The 15,311-nt window shown below is 60.1% G+C and carries 12 protein-coding genes; 4 read left to right on the plus strand and 8 right to left on the minus strand.

The window, feature by feature from the left end; translation table 11 throughout:
• Positions 1–28: 28 nt before the first annotated feature.
• From ASD68_RS15460 to ASD68_RS15495, 8 genes are all read right to left on the minus strand, one after another.
• On the minus strand, positions 29–745 hold the full coding sequence (locus tag ASD68_RS15460) for a DUF6270 domain-containing protein (protein ID WP_056608360.1): 717 nt from the start codon (positions 743–745) through the stop codon (positions 29–31).
• Positions 746–770: 25 nt separating this feature from the next.
• Complete coding sequence (locus ASD68_RS17010; RefSeq protein ID WP_156458437.1) at positions 771–1,274, minus strand: hypothetical protein; 504 nt, start codon at positions 1,272–1,274, stop codon at positions 771–773.
• A 93-nt stretch (positions 1,275–1,367) separates the two neighbouring features.
• Positions 1,368–6,098, minus strand: coding sequence for an FkbM family methyltransferase (locus tag ASD68_RS15470; protein ID WP_056608367.1), 4,731 nt, complete (start codon positions 6,096–6,098; stop codon positions 1,368–1,370).
• Positions 6,099–6,101: 3 nt separating this feature from the next.
• Positions 6,102–7,355, minus strand: a complete 1,254-nt coding sequence (gene wecC / locus ASD68_RS15475) for a UDP-N-acetyl-D-mannosamine dehydrogenase (RefSeq protein ID WP_304437674.1) — start codon at positions 7,353–7,355, stop codon at positions 6,102–6,104.
• Positions 7,356–7,495: 140 nt separating this feature from the next.
• The gene (locus ASD68_RS16700; RefSeq protein ID WP_156458438.1) at positions 7,496–8,833 is read right to left on the minus strand and encodes a glycosyltransferase; all 1,338 of its coding nucleotides are present in this window, start codon (positions 8,831–8,833) and stop codon (positions 7,496–7,498) included.
• Between the two features lie 7 nt (positions 8,834–8,840).
• On the minus strand, positions 8,841–9,620 hold the full coding sequence (locus ASD68_RS15485; protein ID WP_082546101.1) for an ATP-binding cassette domain-containing protein: 780 nt from the start codon (positions 9,618–9,620) through the stop codon (positions 8,841–8,843).
• A 1-nt stretch (position 9,621) separates the two neighbouring features.
• On the minus strand, positions 9,622–10,347 hold the full coding sequence (locus tag ASD68_RS15490; protein ID WP_162247423.1) for an ABC transporter permease: 726 nt from the start codon (positions 10,345–10,347) through the stop codon (positions 9,622–9,624).
• 65 nt (positions 10,348–10,412) lie between these two features.
• Complete coding sequence (locus ASD68_RS15495) at positions 10,413–11,576, minus strand: cystathionine gamma-synthase (RefSeq protein WP_056608751.1); 1,164 nt, start codon at positions 11,574–11,576, stop codon at positions 10,413–10,415.
• Between the two features lie 195 nt (positions 11,577–11,771).
• On the opposite strand from ASD68_RS15495, the gene rfbB reads away from it, so the two are divergent.
• Genes rfbB through rfbD form a run of 4 tightly spaced genes read left to right on the plus strand, consistent with a single transcriptional unit; the run spans position 11,772 to position 15,194 of the window.
• Positions 11,772–12,821: a dTDP-glucose 4,6-dehydratase gene (gene rfbB, locus ASD68_RS15500; protein WP_056608378.1), complete on the plus strand. Its 1,050-nt coding sequence runs from the start codon at positions 11,772–11,774 to the stop codon at positions 12,819–12,821.
• Positions 12,818–13,705 (plus strand): glucose-1-phosphate thymidylyltransferase RfbA, encoded by an 888-nt coding sequence (gene rfbA, locus ASD68_RS15505; protein WP_056085441.1) that lies wholly within the window; start codon positions 12,818–12,820, stop codon positions 13,703–13,705. The genes rfbB and rfbA overlap by 4 nt, the downstream gene beginning before the upstream one ends.
• Positions 13,702–14,259 carry a dTDP-4-dehydrorhamnose 3,5-epimerase gene (rfbC, locus tag ASD68_RS15510; protein ID WP_056608381.1) on the plus strand — a complete coding sequence of 186 codons (558 nt, stop codon included), beginning with the start codon at positions 13,702–13,704 and terminating at the stop codon, positions 14,257–14,259. The genes rfbA and rfbC overlap by 4 nt, the downstream gene beginning before the upstream one ends.
• Positions 14,256–15,194: a dTDP-4-dehydrorhamnose reductase gene (gene rfbD, locus ASD68_RS15515; RefSeq protein WP_056608384.1), complete on the plus strand. Its 939-nt coding sequence runs from the start codon at positions 14,256–14,258 to the stop codon at positions 15,192–15,194. Before rfbC ends, rfbD begins: the two co-directional genes overlap by 4 nt.
• The last annotated feature ends 117 nt before the right edge of the window (positions 15,195–15,311 follow it).

A 15,311-nucleotide genomic window follows, 5' to 3' on the forward strand; every position in this document is an offset into this window, starting at 1 on the left:
CGCGCCGCGGCGAAATATCTAACCGCCCCTAAATGGTCGGGTGCAACAAGTAGGGCTCAAGCGAGCGCATTGTGAATTCGTAAAAGTCCGCAATGAAATGAAATGGCGACAAGCCCCACTTGTGGCCAGGATCGGCTCGCAACAGGTCATAGGGATACGTGATCGCGCGTTCAACCCCTAGTGATCGCAAAAATGCATGCATCTCGCGCAGCTCGACGTTGGCGCGGTCGATCTGTTCCAGCCTCTCCATGGGCTGGCCATCGGCAAGCTCACGTGCCCAGTACACTTCGTTGAGAACAATGCGATTAGCACCGATCGCCTGGAGCATCGCTTGAGCACCTTCCCGCCACAGCGGCTTGCGCTCATTTGACTCAATGCGTAAGACGGCATCGAACTCTGCTGGATCGAAACCCAGCTTGGAAAACTCGCTCGACCACGTGGCAAACGAGTTGCCCAGAGCAACCAGATTGAAGCGCTCGTCGACCAAGTCGACGAGCACCACATCCGCCGAGGACGCAAGCAGCCGTTGCTCGGCAAGCTTGCGCAGATCACATTCAACCATGCGGCGCTGGAATGGACTCTCGATACGCTCGACGGCTGACAGCCAGCGCTCTTCCAGCGGCACCTTGTGAAAGGCGCTAGCCATCGACGATCTCGCGATGTACTCCGCCACCTCAAGCCCGGGCTTGGGGGCAAAGGCAAACGCATCGCGCGAGACACAACTTCCAAAAATGGCGATTTTCATGGGGTGATCCGGCGGAATCTGTCTTTCAGTTCGCTGGCTTGGGATCTTGCCAGATGAACAATGCTATGCCCGTGGCTCCCGGAGCCCCCAATTTAATCGTCAACGCAGGACCCACCGGGGACACGGCCACCTGGCCCACGCGTACCTTCCCCGACATGACCAGATATCGGGATACGCCATCCCGTTCCGACGGCCCCGCCAATGTGTAGTTTTTGGTGGCTAGCGCCTTGCGAAGATCCGCATCCAAGGCGCTCAGGTCCGGGCCGATGTACTCGACGGCCATGCGATGGGTGACCGTACCGTCGTCTGTCGTGACGTCTTTGGTCGAACGAACATGATTCGGGAAATTCAGGCGGACGCCGCCGAGTACCACGGTATCATTGACGGCAGCGGTCGATGCCGTGCTTGCAGGCGACGCAACGGGCGGCCGCTCTGAACTTGAATCGCCTTGCTGGGGCGTCCGATCACAGGCAGAAAGGGCGGCAAGGGCGGCAAGGGCGGCAAGGGTGCACAAGAAACGATATTTCATCGTTCTACTCCAAGAGAAACCCGTACCCGGAGGTCCGAGATGTCGTGATCGACCAACGTTGTCTGGCATGGGTGGGTTTGCCGGATCTGAGCGCTAGTGCCCAAAGGGGGACCTTCTGATCAGTTCCGCTTCACGCGACAAGGTCTGGTCCGCGCCACATTGTCGCCTTGCGCGAGCCGCTGCAGCCTCGGACATCCTCTGGAACTTCTGCGGCGACCGGACCAGTTCCAGCAGCTGAGCTGCCATGGCCTCCACATCCTCACCTGTCGCCAGCAAGGCACACTGGTCGTCGACAAACTCCGGCACGGCGGCCACGGCGTTGGTGAGTGGCACCAGTCCGGATGCCATCGCCTCGTCGCGTGACACGCCCTGTGAGTCCATTCGCGTGGGTACGAGAAACACGCCGTACTGCTTGTGAAGCCGTGCAATCTCGGTCTGCTGCAGGAAGCCTCGCTCGATACGCACATTAGGCAAGTCCAGCAACGGCTCCAGCGTGGCATCGAACAGCGGACCGTCACCTATCAGACGAAACTCCATACGCTCAAATTCCGGTTCGTCCCGCAATGCAAGAATCGTCCGTACCGAAAGATCATTGGCGTAAACGCGACTCGCATATGGCCGAATGGACAGAACTTTCCAGCGCTGCTCGGGATCCTTCGGCTGATAGTCGAACAGATCACCATCGATGAAGTTGTGCACGATGGAAAACTGCTCGGGCGCCAGTTGCACACCAAGGTCTTCCATCGCCGTTTCGGCAAGATAGCGTGAAACAAAAACGATATGCAGGTTGGGGTGGGGATGCTCAAGCACCTCCCGCCAGAATGCCATGCGCTCGTCGCTCTGCGTCTTGGCGCGCCCGCGCTCTGCGTCTGTGCCGTAGTTGAATTCGCGCCGGCGCCAATGCTGGATATCCGATCCGTGCACCCACACCAACACGCGCACGTCGTCGACAACATCCTTCAACACGTTCCACATTGCTCGATCGAGGAAATGCACCAACACGCTCTGGTAATGGTTTCCGCGAAGCTTGGTTTGCAGTTGTTCCCTGCCACCCACCGAGACATCGACATTCTCGAACTCGCGATGAGCGGTAACGGCCACATCGCGAAGGCAAAATACATCCGTGCGCAGGCCACGTTCCCGGTATCCCTTCACCCGGCGATGCACGAATGCATTCCGATACAAGTGTTCGTCGCTCGGATACTGATTGGTTATCAACAAATGATCCGCACGGCCGAGTTCGAGGCTGGAGTGCGAGGGGAGGTGCCCCATGACGAACCGGTTGATCCGGGCCTCGCCAGCACCCTTGACGCGTAAAGCAAGACGGACCTGCGTAGCTCCGTCCGGCACAGGAACCGTGACGTTGCGGCAAGCATGTGTCACGACGCTGCCAGTCTTCACACCCGCCGCATCGAAAAACAACAAGGCAAGCTCTACGGATACACCAGGCTCCATATCCAGATGAAAGGAAACCTGCCTATCAGCCCCCCAGCCGAGTAATGGCAGCAACTGCTTCGCATAAACGTAATGGTGTTTGTCGTGAGAGAGCGACGACATCACGACCAGGCCCGCACCATCCATTTCCAAGCGCACGCCACCGTCCCGGTGCGGCGCGGCAAACATCCCTGCCAAGTCCTCACCCGTGAGCAACCGCGTACCCGCGGGTGGATCGTAAGTTTGCGGGGCAATGGCCTCTGCACGTCGCAACAACTCAATCAGCGGCAAGCCGACATCGAGACCCTGCAGATCGTCTGCATCAGGCCACGAATCGTGCCCGCCATCGGCGACATAGTTGAACTCATCGACAGCAAAGGCCGCCGAGGCCTCCAGGTTTGCGCTCTCGCCGAGAGAGAACCACTCGACCACGCTTCCGGCAAACATGGCCGCGCGGGCGATGCTGCGTTGCATCGGAGGGGTCAAGCAGGCCCTGTACTGGGCTCCTTCGCCAATCAACGTCAGCCCCGACTCGCCAGCCATGTAATAGCTCGCTTTTCCGATAATCGTCGCATCGCTGTAAAGCGTCGCCAATGCAAGATCGGTCAGATAATTGGGGCCGTAGTAGTCATTGATCGAGAAGCACGCCACAAAGTCCCCTGGCCAGGCCGTGGCCGGCACGAATCCTTCGGCCTGGATTTCACCCAGCAGTGATATCTCCGGCCAGTCCAGTGCGATATGCGGCATATAGCCATCCATCGCCACCAGAACCAGCCTCTTGTGTTCATAGGACTGGCGGAAGAATGCCTCCACGACGCGCTGAGCCTGCGCGTCGTCATTTACGCAAGCCATCACATGAACAACAGGCACGCGCTTCGTGCACGGAAAGCCGGAAATCTTGGTGAGGATATACGCAAGCCGGTCTGCGTAAGTGTGCTCCTGCAAGATCTTCCTCAGCCCGGCAAGCCGGAACTTGCGGTAGCGGGAGACATTCGACTGACCCAGCAGACCCTGCAGACGACGGAGAAGCTCACTGCCACTATCCGTGGTAACCACCAGATCCCCGAACATCAGGCGCAGGCCACGCGAATAGTTGCTTACCGTCAACGTATTGCAGCCCAGCAAATCAAAGGCTCGGCGCGCAAACATGGTCTGTGATTGTTTGACGGAATTGAGATTGATCGCGTACTGATAGCCTTTGTAGGCCAGATCAATCTGATCGAACGTCAGATTGCCCAGGATCAGCTCCCGGTAACGCTCGGGGAACATGTAGTCGGGATGATCCTTGCCATGGTTGCGGTCAAATATCTCCACCGGCGCCATCACGGACAGCGTATCGATGAAGACATCGAAATCCCTCTGCCGCTCCGGGTAACGGGCGTAATAGGCGCCCGCAAAACAGAATGCGTCCTTTCGTTCGTACTTCTCGATCGGATTATGGTTGAGCGGCTGGCACGCGAACGGGAGCAGGAAAATGCGGTCGTGCCCCAGTGCTGCCTTGTATCGCCCGATGCAATCGATGTCGGTGGTGAAAACATAGTCGAAACGCTGCGCGAATCCGACGAAGGTCTCGAAGTGGACAGGGTCTTCCTTGTTCCAGAATACCGTGGGTATTCGCCGCTCCCGACACCACGCAAGTATCCCTTCGAGCTCGGGCGAGCTATGTACCACTTTGCCCTGCCACGCGCCTTCCTTGCCCTGCCATGCTGATTCAATGAACAGGATGTGGGGCACAAATGCATCCAGTTGCTCGCGCCAGGTCGACGGGAGCAACTGCTCGACGCTGCAGCACGGGCCATACGAGCTGAACGTAAACTCGTCCATGATCACCGCAAGCCTGAGATCGCCCACATGGCGCGGCAGCAATGGCAGCCGTGGCACATGTCGGACCGGCGAGGCGGCTTCATTTGCATTTGGCGGAGCTACCCCGATATCAGCCGGGCCAACCAAGCCTCCCTGCGAGGGTTGCAAAGACGGTGCGCCGACCGATACGACAAATGCAGATGGATCGGAGAGTGCGGGCATCTGCACGGGAACCACTATCCGCCAATCCGCCGGCATTTCGTCGGGCGAAGCACGGCGTCTTGCCTTCTCGCGAGCGATGCGAAACATGCGCACAGGCAGCTTGAGCATGCCTGTCATCGATCGGAGCGACGCCTGCACTGCACTTCCGATCTGAAAGGTGATGGAGCGCCCGTACATCTCAACCAGTCGCGTGGCGGAACGCGCGCCCGTGGAGGCGGTGGCAGCCACTTGCTGCCAGCGATTTTTCTCCATCACTTCGCTGCCGAGGCGTGCTCGCAGCGCGACCATGTCGGTCTCGGATTTTCGCTGAGCCTGCCTCATTGCCTCCAACTGTCCGCGCTCGGTAGCCAGCTGTTGCTGACGCTCATCGAGCGCGGCCCGTGTGGAATCCAACTGAGTCTGCACTTCGCGCAATTGCCCAAACATCTGCGCAGACGTTTCATCCTTGGCCACGATCACGCTGGCAAGATGCTGCAGCTCTACCAGCAGTGTCTGTCGCATGGATTCGTAAGTCTCCTCAACCAGCTCCTCTGCGCGAGCCACAGCCCGCTCTCGACCCTCGCGCGCCACTCGTTCGGCGTACCGGCCCATCTGGGCAAAGCGCCCATCGAGCATCCTGGTTTCGCGCCGGAGTGCGATGATTTCGCCAAACCCGTGCCGGATTAGCAATCGCCGCTCATCCTCTGTTGACGCAGGCATAAAGATAAAGGTGTCTGTGGCATTGAAGCAGGCTACGGAGACATAGCCCTGCGCCTCAAGCGAACTGCAGAGCCGCTGATATTCGTCCCGAGTCGCCGCCTCGCAGGCAACGATCGGTCGATCACGTGCAAGCGTCTCACCGGCACCGGCCACGACCGACGCATCCATGCCTTCCGCATCAATCTTTATCAGCCTGATCGCCCCTTTTGTTTTCAAGTGGTCGATCGTGTCGATCTTTATCTCGCCTGCCACGTCCAGCTTCAATCGAGTCGCGCCCAGGTTGCCCGCATCGAACGACGCAACACTGGCATCTCCTTCGCTCTCGCCAAGAGCGAGCTCCGAAATCTGTACCAGGTCGCCCAAACCATTGAGCTCCACATTTTTCCGCAAAAACTCGCAGGTCGATGCCACCGGCTCGAACGCCATGACGCGACAAGCAGCGATCTTGGCAAAGTACACGGTGTGATTGCCGATATTGGCCCCGACATCAAGGACGAGGTCACCTGGTTTGAGTAGCGCCTTGAGGGCCTGGAGAAACGCAAGCTCGTAGAAGGACTTCGACGCAAGAATCTGGACCGAAATGTGGTCTGACTCAGAGGGCAATGCCAGCTTTACCTGGTGGCCAGCGTGCTCAAACTCGGCAATGAGGGAGGTGGTGCTCGCCATGAGTCAGCGCCAGAACCCTACTGCATCGATCAACTCCACTCCCTGAGGGCGCGACAGACTCCTGAAAGCGCTATGGCCCACCAGCATCAATACAACATCCGCGCCGTTGATTGCCTCCTCGGCAGATTCGACCCGCAACTGTCCGACTCTCGAGTCTTTGATCGCAGATAAGGCAAACGCAAATGGATCGGCAATCACCACATTCTCCGGATACTGCGTATTGAGGCGCAGTGCAATTTCCAGCGCCGGACTCTCGCGAAAGTCATCGACATCAGGTTTGTATGCAAGGCCTAGACAGGCTATCCGGGCGCCTGGATTATGTTCGAGTATGCGGGCAACCTTCGCGAGGATGTATTCGGGTTTGGAATCGTTGACCTCCCGCGCCGTTCGCATCAATCGCGCCCGCTCCGGGGACGACGCGACAATGAACCATGGATCGACTGCAATGCAGTGCCCACCGACGCCAGCACCAGGATTGAGTATGGAGACGCGTGGATGGTGATTCGCCAACTCAATGACTTTCCACGCGTCGATGCCGATGTCATCACAGACCATGGATAGCTCATTGGCGAACGCGATGTTCACATCCCGAAAGGCGTTTTCGGTCAGCTTGCACAGTTCGGCCGTACGATCATCCGCCTGTAAGCACTGACCTTTGACAAACGTCGCGTAGAGCGCCGTCGCCCTTTTTGTGCATTCACCTGACATGCCGCCAATGATGCGGTCGTTCTCCACCAGCTCCCTGAGCATCTGACCCGGAATAATGCGTTCGGGACAATACGCCAGATAAATGTCTGGCGCCGTCTCTCCGTCCAGGGGAAAGCGCAGATCCGGGCGCAATTTGGCCATCACCTGCGCGAGCTGCCGAGTGGTACCCACGGGCGACGTCGATTCTAGGACGATCAAATTGCCGGCGCGCAACACCGGTGCAATGGAGCGCCCTGCAGCTTCGACATAGCTGGTATCGGGAACATGCGTTACGTGATCAACCGGTGTTGGAACAGCGACGATGAATGCATCAGCGGGCTCAGGGTTCATGACCGCCCGGAGCGATCCGCTGGACACCACCGTCCTCACGATTTCGTCTAACCCGGGTTCGATGATATGCGCTCGACCTTGATTGATCGCATCGACGGCGGGTTGACTTACATCGACCCCAATCACGTGTTTGCCTCGCGACGCAAACATCGTGGCAGTGGGCAGACCAATATATCCCAGTCCAATTACCGAGACAGTCCCGAATGAGTGTTCCATCATTGTCTATTCCTTATTTCAAAAGAAGTATTCAAAAGTCGACTCCAAGCTTCCGTGCGCGCCTGTAGCAGGATTTGAGCGACCGAACCCAAATCCATGTGCCCGAAGACCTTGAATCGAGCCAAAAAGAAGATCACTCCATTCTATGCCATGCCACCCGGGACCCCACTTACTGACTGTACTGAGGGGCTTAGGAGTTCGACTCGGCGCACCCAGTCGACAGCCAGACGTTGCCACGAGTAGGCCGCGATTGTGCCGACGTCTCGCTCCTCGCCTCCAATCCCAACGGTGGCATGGCGACGCTGGATCTGGCGCAGCAGAGTCTGGATTTCCTCTCGATTTCGTTTTACATGCCAACCGGCGTGAAGCGCTTCGATGAGCCGGCCGGTAGCATCAGCCTCTGCATCACCAACATGCAAAATCGGCCTGCCCGAGCCCAAGTATTCATTCACTTTTCCCGGAATTTGCACCGGATCTTCGTTGGCAAGGTTCACCAATACGTCACAGCGGCGCTGAAACTGCAATGCCGACCGATGCTTGACAAACCCAAGGATTCTCACTTTTTCGGGGTGAGCTGCCGCTGCCCGCAACACGTATTCCGGTGCACTGGGGGTCGCGATACTCAGGCGAACGCCTTCGATACCAACAACAGCGTCGAGCAGTGCGTCCGCACGTCGGAAATCGTAGAACCTCCCCGTATACAACAATTCCAGCAAATCATGCTCGAAGATTCCAGCCGCCACCGACTGGTCATCAACATTTGCGTCAAATCCCTGCGGCAAAACCATGCAGCGCGACGGATCGAGCCCGTGACGGTCGGAAAGCAGTCGGGCGAACGACTCGCTGGTCACGCTGACCAATGTTGCATTCTTGCAGACCGCTCGTTCCAGTCGCCGGGCACGACTCCGCCAGCGCAAGGGCGTGTACGGCGCAAGGACCGGATCACCAAGATCGGCCGCCCAGAAAAAGCCCTGCCGACTTGCCTCTATCCCGAGTGGTAAAGAGCAAGCCGGCTCATGGGATGTCACCACGACGTCAGGGTTGAACTCGGAAAGAATTCGACGCAGGGCGTGACGAGCCCAAGGCGACCATTCGGCCCGGTAGTCAGGGAAAAGGACCAGCGACAAGCTGTCCTTCAAGCGCTTCGCGAGACGCCCCTTCCAGTTAAGCGACGCCAATTGACTACTTGAAGCCAAGGTAGACGTACCATCCGAGCGCGCAACGGCCGCTGCGTCACCCGTTGAAAAGTCGCCACTCCGACGCTTGCGAAGCAGCGCGCTTAAGGGGCCTGGCCAGACTCTCTGAATCCGCACGTCATTCGGAATTTCAGGTAGGCCGCCCGGGCCATACCCCGGCAAGTCCGCGGTTATCACCCTGATCTCGTGCCCTGACGCCGCAAGCTCCCGCACCAGATATGCCCAACGCAGACTTTGCGGCGATGGATTAGGCGGAAAATCATATGCAACGATCAACAAACGCATGCCCGTGCTATCCGTCACTGTTGCCGGGTAGCGTCTCAGTCTCCGCCACAAGCAACTTCTTGTACTGACGGAGTACGTCTTCGACGCCACCCATGCCGATCAGCCGACCACGCTCAATGAGCAACGCGCGATTGCAAACCTGGCGCAACAACGGTGCACTATGGCTCGCCAGCACCACAATCTGCGCGTTGTCGACGCGCGACTTCAGGCGTTCGGTTGCCCGCTCCACAAAACCGGCATCTCCGGTGCCAATCCACTCGTCCATGATGAGGATCTCGTTCTGCACCGTGGTTGCGAGAGCGAACCCAAGCCGCATTCGCTGACCTGTGGATAGCGTCCTGAGGCGATGCCCTGCTTTCTCCGTGAGCTCAGCAAATTCGAGAATTTCCTCGACATGTTGACTCACCTGCGCGGGGCGCATACCCATGGCTATGCCGCGAAGAAGGATGTTTTCGACAAGCGTGGCGTCCGGACTAAAGCCAAGAGCGATATTGAGCAACGCTTGGCGCGTCCCCTTCACCTCAATGAAACCCCGGGTTGGCGGGTAAGCACCGATCAGTACTCTCAACAACGTCGACTTCCCCGCGCCGTTACGACCGATAATGGCAACTCGATCGCCTGGCTTTAGCTCAAAGCTGACATCGTCAAGCGTAGTGCGCAACTCTCTTCGTGGAGGGCTGAAAGCCGCTCGCAACAACACGCTGGCTGTGGCGCTCAGGCTCCGCTGTTCTTGCGTATAAAGTGGAAGATCAAGGGAAACTCCACGAGCGTTGAGAAATGCATCCATTTCAGATCCAGATTGGTACGAATCGGGCGTAACGCTTGTACACCCAGGTAGTGAGGGACCAACCCAAGCAGGTCAACAACGCAAGGTACATATATGTCGTTTTGCTGATTGGCTCTCCCAAGAGCGGCGCGCGAACAATTTCCACAAGATGGAACAGGGGATTGAGCCTGGCAATGAATCCCTGGATCGTGCCGGGTGGGGCTTGGCTTGCGTGCCACAGAATAGGCGTGAACAGGAACGCAAACATCAATATGCTGCCCATGAGTTCATGGACATCAGGAAGACGGGCTCCCAAGACCGCTACAAGTGCCCCCATCCACGCCACGTTCACCAACACGACAAGGAGCGCAGGAATCAGCGTCAACAGACCCGCCCAGTGGAACTGCGGACTCATGTACAGCGCAACCGCCATGACCGGGATGGAGATGAGTAAATAAAAGAGCGCCTTGGCAATGACTCGAAGCACATAATCCGTAAACCGGATGCGTCCATCCTGAATAAAGCCAGCATGGCTCGTGAAGGTTACCGTGCACTCATTAAGCGTTGCGGTAACAAAACGATATACGACGTAACCCACGCCCAAATGCGCAATGATGTGAGAGGGGGGCTGGTGGCCGATCAACGCATAAAACCCACCAATACCGAATGCATAGAGCACAGGCGGCATGATTGCCCAGATCAAACCCAGTCGCGAGCGGCGATATTTCGTGAGCAGATCCAGCCACATTGCATACATCCAGAACTCTGGGTAGCTGAAGCTGTCTCGGTAATCTCGCAACAGCGAACGGCCCATCATTGCAGAGCCCTCGCCAACTCCTCGCGAAGATCCTCCACATCCTCGGTGCCCACCGACAACCGCACCAGCCCATCGCTGATCCCCAGCCGCTTGCGGTTGGCCGCAGGCACGGAGGCGTGAGTCATGGTGGCGGGGTGTTCGATCAGGCTTTCCACGCCGCCCAGCGACTCGGCCAGTGCAAACAGCTCGCAGCGTTCCAGCATGCGGCGTGCCTTGCGCATGCCACCCTTGACCACGATCGTGATGATGCCGCCAAAGCCATCCATCTGGCGTTTGGCCAGCGCGTGCTGCGGGTGGCTTTTCAGACCGGGATAGATCACCCGTTCCACCGCCGGGTGCTGTTCCAGCCATTTGGCGATGACCATGGCGCTTTCGCAATGAGCTTTCATGCGCAGGTGCAGCGTCTTCAGACCACGCATCGCCAGGAATGAATCGAACGGCCCCGCAATCGCACCCACCGAATTTTGCAGAAAGCCCAGCTGTGAGGCCAGCTCATCGCCGCCGCAGACAACTACGCCACCGACGATATCGGAGTGGCCATTGATGTATTTGGTAGCCGAGTGAAGCACCACGTCTGCGCCGTACTCCAGCGGGCGCTGGATCATCGGCGAGCAGAAGGTGTTGTCGACCACCAGGATCAGACCGTGTTTCTTTGCGAATGCAGCGACCTTGGCCAAGTCGACAAGCTTCAGCATCGGATTGGTGGGCGTCTCCGCCCAGATCATCCGCGTGTTCGGCTGCAGCACAGCCTTCATCGCCGCGGTGTCGTTCAGGTCGACGAAGCTGAAATCCAGCCCAGCCGAACGACGACGCACCTTCTCGAACAGCCGATAGGTACCGCCATACAGATCGTCCATCGCAATTACATGACTGCCCGAATCGATCAACTCCAGCACGGTCGACGCGGCTGCCAGCCCGGAAGCGAAGGCGAACCCGGCCACGCCGCCCTCCAGATCGGCTACACAGCGTTCAAAGGCCATGCGAGTGGGATTCTGAGAACGCGAATACTCGAAACCCTTGTGCTTGCCCGGACTTTCCTGCACATAGGTCGAGGTGGCATAGATGGGCGTCATGATCGCGCCCGTGCTCGGATCCGGGCGTTGTCCGGCGTGGATCGCCCGCGTACCCAGCCCGTGAGGCGTCTTGGTTTTCTTGGTCATCGCAAACATCCTGATAGGAGCTGAGGTCGACGGCGGCACAAAATGCCACCCAACTAGCAGCCGGCAATGATAACCGGGATACCGTCACCGCTACCTTAACCAACCCCTGCCCGCACCCTTCCGGGGCTTTGAAAGCGCCAGAGTGGTCAATCCGACATGGCACAATGGAGTGCCCAGGCCATCGACCCACACTGCATGAACACTTTGCTCGTCACCGGCGGCGCCGGGTTCATTGGCGCCAACTTCGTGCTGCAGGCCATCGCCGATGGCCTGCGCGTCGTCAACCTGGACAAGCTCACCTACGCCGGCAACCCGGACACGCTGGCCTCGCTGAACGGCAACGCCCGCCACGTGTTCGTGCAGGGCGACATTGGTGACCGGGAGCTGGTGGCGAAACTGCTGGCCGAACACCGCCCCGACGCCATCGTCAACTTTGCGGCCGAATCGCATGTGGACCGGTCCATCGATGGCCCGGCCGAGTTCGTGCAGACCAATGTGGTGGGCACGTTGGCCTTGCTGGAAGCCGCCCGCGACTACTGGCGCAGCCTCGACGACGGGGTGCGCGACGCGTTCCGTTTCCTGCACGTGTCGACCGACGAGGTCTATGGCTCGCTGGGCGCCGAGGGCAAGTTCACCGAACAGACCGCTTACGCGCCCAATTCGCCCTACTCCGCCTCCAAGGCGGCCTCCGACCACCTGGTCCGCGCGTTCCACCACACCTACGGGTTGCCGGTGCTGACCACCAACTGCTCGAACAATTACGGGCCGTACCAGTTCCCCGAGAAGCTCATCCCGCTGATCATCCAGAAGGCGCTGGCCGGGGAGGCCTTGCCGGTGTACGGCGACGGAAAGAACATCCGCGACTGGCTATTCGTGGGCGATCACTGCAGCGCCATCCGCCGCGTTCTCGACGCCGGCCGGGTTGGCGAAACCTACAACGTCGGCGGCAATGCCGAGCGCGAGAACATCCAGGTGGTGAAGGCCATCTGCGCCCTGCTCGACGCGCGCCAGCCGCTGGCCGACGGGCGCGCGCGCGAATCGCTGATCACTTATGTGAAGGATCGTCCCGGACACGATCGCCGCTATGCGATCGACTCCAGCAAGCTGCAGGGCGAACTGGGCTGGCGGCCCTCGCAAACCTTCGAAACCGGCATCGCGCAGACGGTGGACTGGTATCTCGCCAACCAGTCGTGGAGCCAGCGCGTGCTCGACGGCAGCTATCGCATGGAGCGGCTCGGATCATGACGACCACCAAGGGCATCATCCTGGCCGGCGGCTCGGGCACCCGCCTGCATCCGATCACCCGCGCAACCAGCAAGCAGCTGCTGCCGGTGTACGACAAGCCGATGATCTACTACCCGCTGGCCACGCTGATGCTGGCCGGTATCCGCGAAGTGCTGGTGATCAACACGCCGCACGAGCAGGAAATGTTCCAGCGCCTGCTCGGCGACGGTTCGCAGTGGGGCATCGACATTCGCTATGCCGTGCAGCCCTCGCCGGACGGGCTGGCCCAGGCCTTTACCATCGGCCGTGATTTCATCGACGGCAAGCCGAGCTGCCTGGTGCTGGGCGACAATATTTTCTACGGCCACGGCTTTACTGACCGCCTCAAGCACGCCGCGACGCGCGAGCGTGGCGCCACGGTGTTCGGTTATTGGGTAAAGGACCCGGAGCGCTACGGCGTGGCCGAGTTCGATGCCGCCGGCAAGGTGATCGGGCTGGTGGAGAAGCCGGCCCAGCCGAAATCGCACTACGCGGTGACCGGCCTGTATTTCTACGACGAGCGCGTCTGCGACTACGCTGCGGCGCTGAAACCCTCGCCGCGGGGCGAGCTGGAAATCACCGACCTCAACCGCTGCTACCTCGACGACAACTCGCTGCACCTGGAGCAACTGGGCCGCGGCTTCGCCTGGCTCGATACCGGCACGCACGAGTCGCTGATGGAAGCGGGCAACTACATCCAGACGATCGAAAACCGCCAGGGCCTCAAGGTGTGCTGCCCCGAGGAGATCGCCTATCTCAACGGCTGGATCGACACCGATCAATTGCTGGCGCTGGCCGCACCGCTGGCCAAGACCGGTTACGGCCAATACCTGCAGCAATTGCCGAAGCAGGGCCTGGCACGATGAAGGTGATCGAGACCGCGCTTCCCGGCGCACTGGTCCTCGAACCGCAGGTGTTCGGCGACGTCCGTGGCTTTTTCTACGAGAGCTACAACGAGGCGAAGTACCGCGACGCCGGCATCGACCGGCGTTTCGTGCAATCCAACGTCTCGCGTTCCGCCAAGGGTGTGTTGCGCGGCCTGCATTACCAGTGGCCGAATCCACAGGGCAAGCTGGTCAGCGTACTTGAGGGCGAGGTGTACGACGTGGCGGTGGATATCTGCCGCGGCTCGCCCAATTTCGGCAAATCGGCGGGCGTGCTGCTGACCGCCGAGAACCACCGTCATTTCTGGGTGCCGGAGGGCTTTGCCCACGGCTTCTGCGTGTTGTCCGAGTTCGCCACCTTCAGCTATCAGTGCACCGCGCTGTATGACCCGAAGGCGGATGCCGGCATCCGCTGGAACGATGCGGCACTGGGTATCGACTGGCCGGTCAGCGCGCCGCTGCTGTCGGACAAGGACGGCAAGACCCCGCTGCTCGAAGATGTGCCACCCGAGCGGCTGCCGGTCTACGCCCCGTGAGGCCTCTGCTGCTGGGTGCCAACGGCCAGCTCGGCCGTACCTTCCTCGATCATGGGGCCCTGGCTGCCCACACCGATCTGGTCTCCGCCAGCCGCGACGGTGTGTTGACCGCCGGCGGCACTGGCGAAGTGGCCGACCTGTCGATGCCCGAATCGCTGCCCGCCCTGCTGGATCGCGTGCAGCCGGACGTGATCGTCAACGCCGCCGCCTATACCGCGGTCGATCGCGCCGAGCAGGAAGAAGCGCTGGCCACCCGCGTCAATGGCGAGGCGGTCGGCGTGCTCGGCCAGTGGGCCGCCGCCCACGGCGCGCTGGTAATCCACTATTCCACCGACTACGTTTTCGACGGCAGCCAGGCCCAGCCTTATGCGGTGGATGCGCCGACCGCGCCGGTAAACGCGTACGGCCGCAGCAAGCTGGCCGGCGAGGAAGCCCTGCGCCGCAGCGGCGCCGATCACCTGATCTTCCGCACGGCGTGGGTCTACGCCGCGCACGGCCACAACTTCCTGCGCACCATGCTGCGCTTGGGTGCGGAGCGCGAGGAGTTGCGGGTGGTGGCCGACCAGCATGGCGCGCCTACCGATACCAGCCTGATCGTCAATGCCACGCTGGCGGCGCTGGCACGCTGGCAGCCGGCCAGTGCGACCGAGCGCCAGTCGCTGCGCGGCACGCACCACCTTGTGGCCAGCGGTGCGACCACCTGGCATGGCTTCGCCACCGCGATTTTCGAACAGGCCGTGGCGCATGGCTTGCTGCCACGCGCGCCGCACGTGCTGCCAATCGCCAGTGGCGAATTCCCCACCCCTGCCCCGCGGCCCGTATGGTCGGTGCTGGACAACACGCTGCTGCAGACGCGGTTCGGCCTGACGTTGCCGGACTGGCGCGATGGCCTGGGTAATGTGATCGGCGAAATGGCCCGCTCCGCGCGCGGGTGAAGCCCCACCGCAAGACTGTGGGAGCGGCTTCAGCCGCGATGCTCTTGTGCCGGACCTCAGAGCAGGAGCATCGCGACTGAAGTCGCTCCCACAATGGAGTGCGCCGCCCGGGTTGGC

Origin of the sequence: Rhodanobacter sp. Root627 (assembly GCF_001427835.1) — a bacterium.
Classification (GTDB): Bacteria; Pseudomonadota; Gammaproteobacteria; order Xanthomonadales; family Rhodanobacteraceae; genus Rhodanobacter; species Rhodanobacter ginsenosidimutans.

Coding starts and splice junctions, on each gene's coding strand:
- ASD68_RS15460 (WP_056608360.1), bottom strand. CDS start 745: ATGAAAATCGCCATTTTTGGAAGTTGTGTCTCGCGCGATGCGTTTGCC.
- ASD68_RS17010 (WP_156458437.1), bottom strand. CDS start 1,274: ATGAAATATCGTTTCTTGTGCACCCTTGCCGCCCTTGCCGCCCTTGCC.
- ASD68_RS15470 (WP_056608367.1), bottom strand. CDS start 6,098: ATGGCGAGCACCACCTCCCTCATTGCCGAGTTTGAGCACGCTGGCCAC.
- wecC (WP_304437674.1), bottom strand. CDS start 7,355: ATGATGGAACACTCATTCGGGACTGTCTCGGTAATTGGACTGGGATAT.
- ASD68_RS16700 (WP_156458438.1), bottom strand. CDS start 8,833: ATGCGTTTGTTGATCGTTGCATATGATTTTCCGCCTAATCCATCGCCG.
- ASD68_RS15485 (WP_082546101.1), bottom strand. CDS start 9,620: ATGGATGCATTTCTCAACGCTCGTGGAGTTTCCCTTGATCTTCCACTT.
- ASD68_RS15490 (WP_162247423.1), bottom strand. CDS start 10,347: ATGTGGCTGGATCTGCTCACGAAATATCGCCGCTCGCGACTGGGTTTG.
- ASD68_RS15495 (WP_056608751.1), bottom strand. CDS start 11,576: ATGACCAAGAAAACCAAGACGCCTCACGGGCTGGGTACGCGGGCGATC.
- rfbB (WP_056608378.1), top strand. CDS start 11,772: ATGAACACTTTGCTCGTCACCGGCGGCGCCGGGTTCATTGGCGCCAAC.
- rfbA (WP_056085441.1), top strand. CDS start 12,818: ATGACGACCACCAAGGGCATCATCCTGGCCGGCGGCTCGGGCACCCGC.
- rfbC (WP_056608381.1), top strand. CDS start 13,702: ATGAAGGTGATCGAGACCGCGCTTCCCGGCGCACTGGTCCTCGAACCG.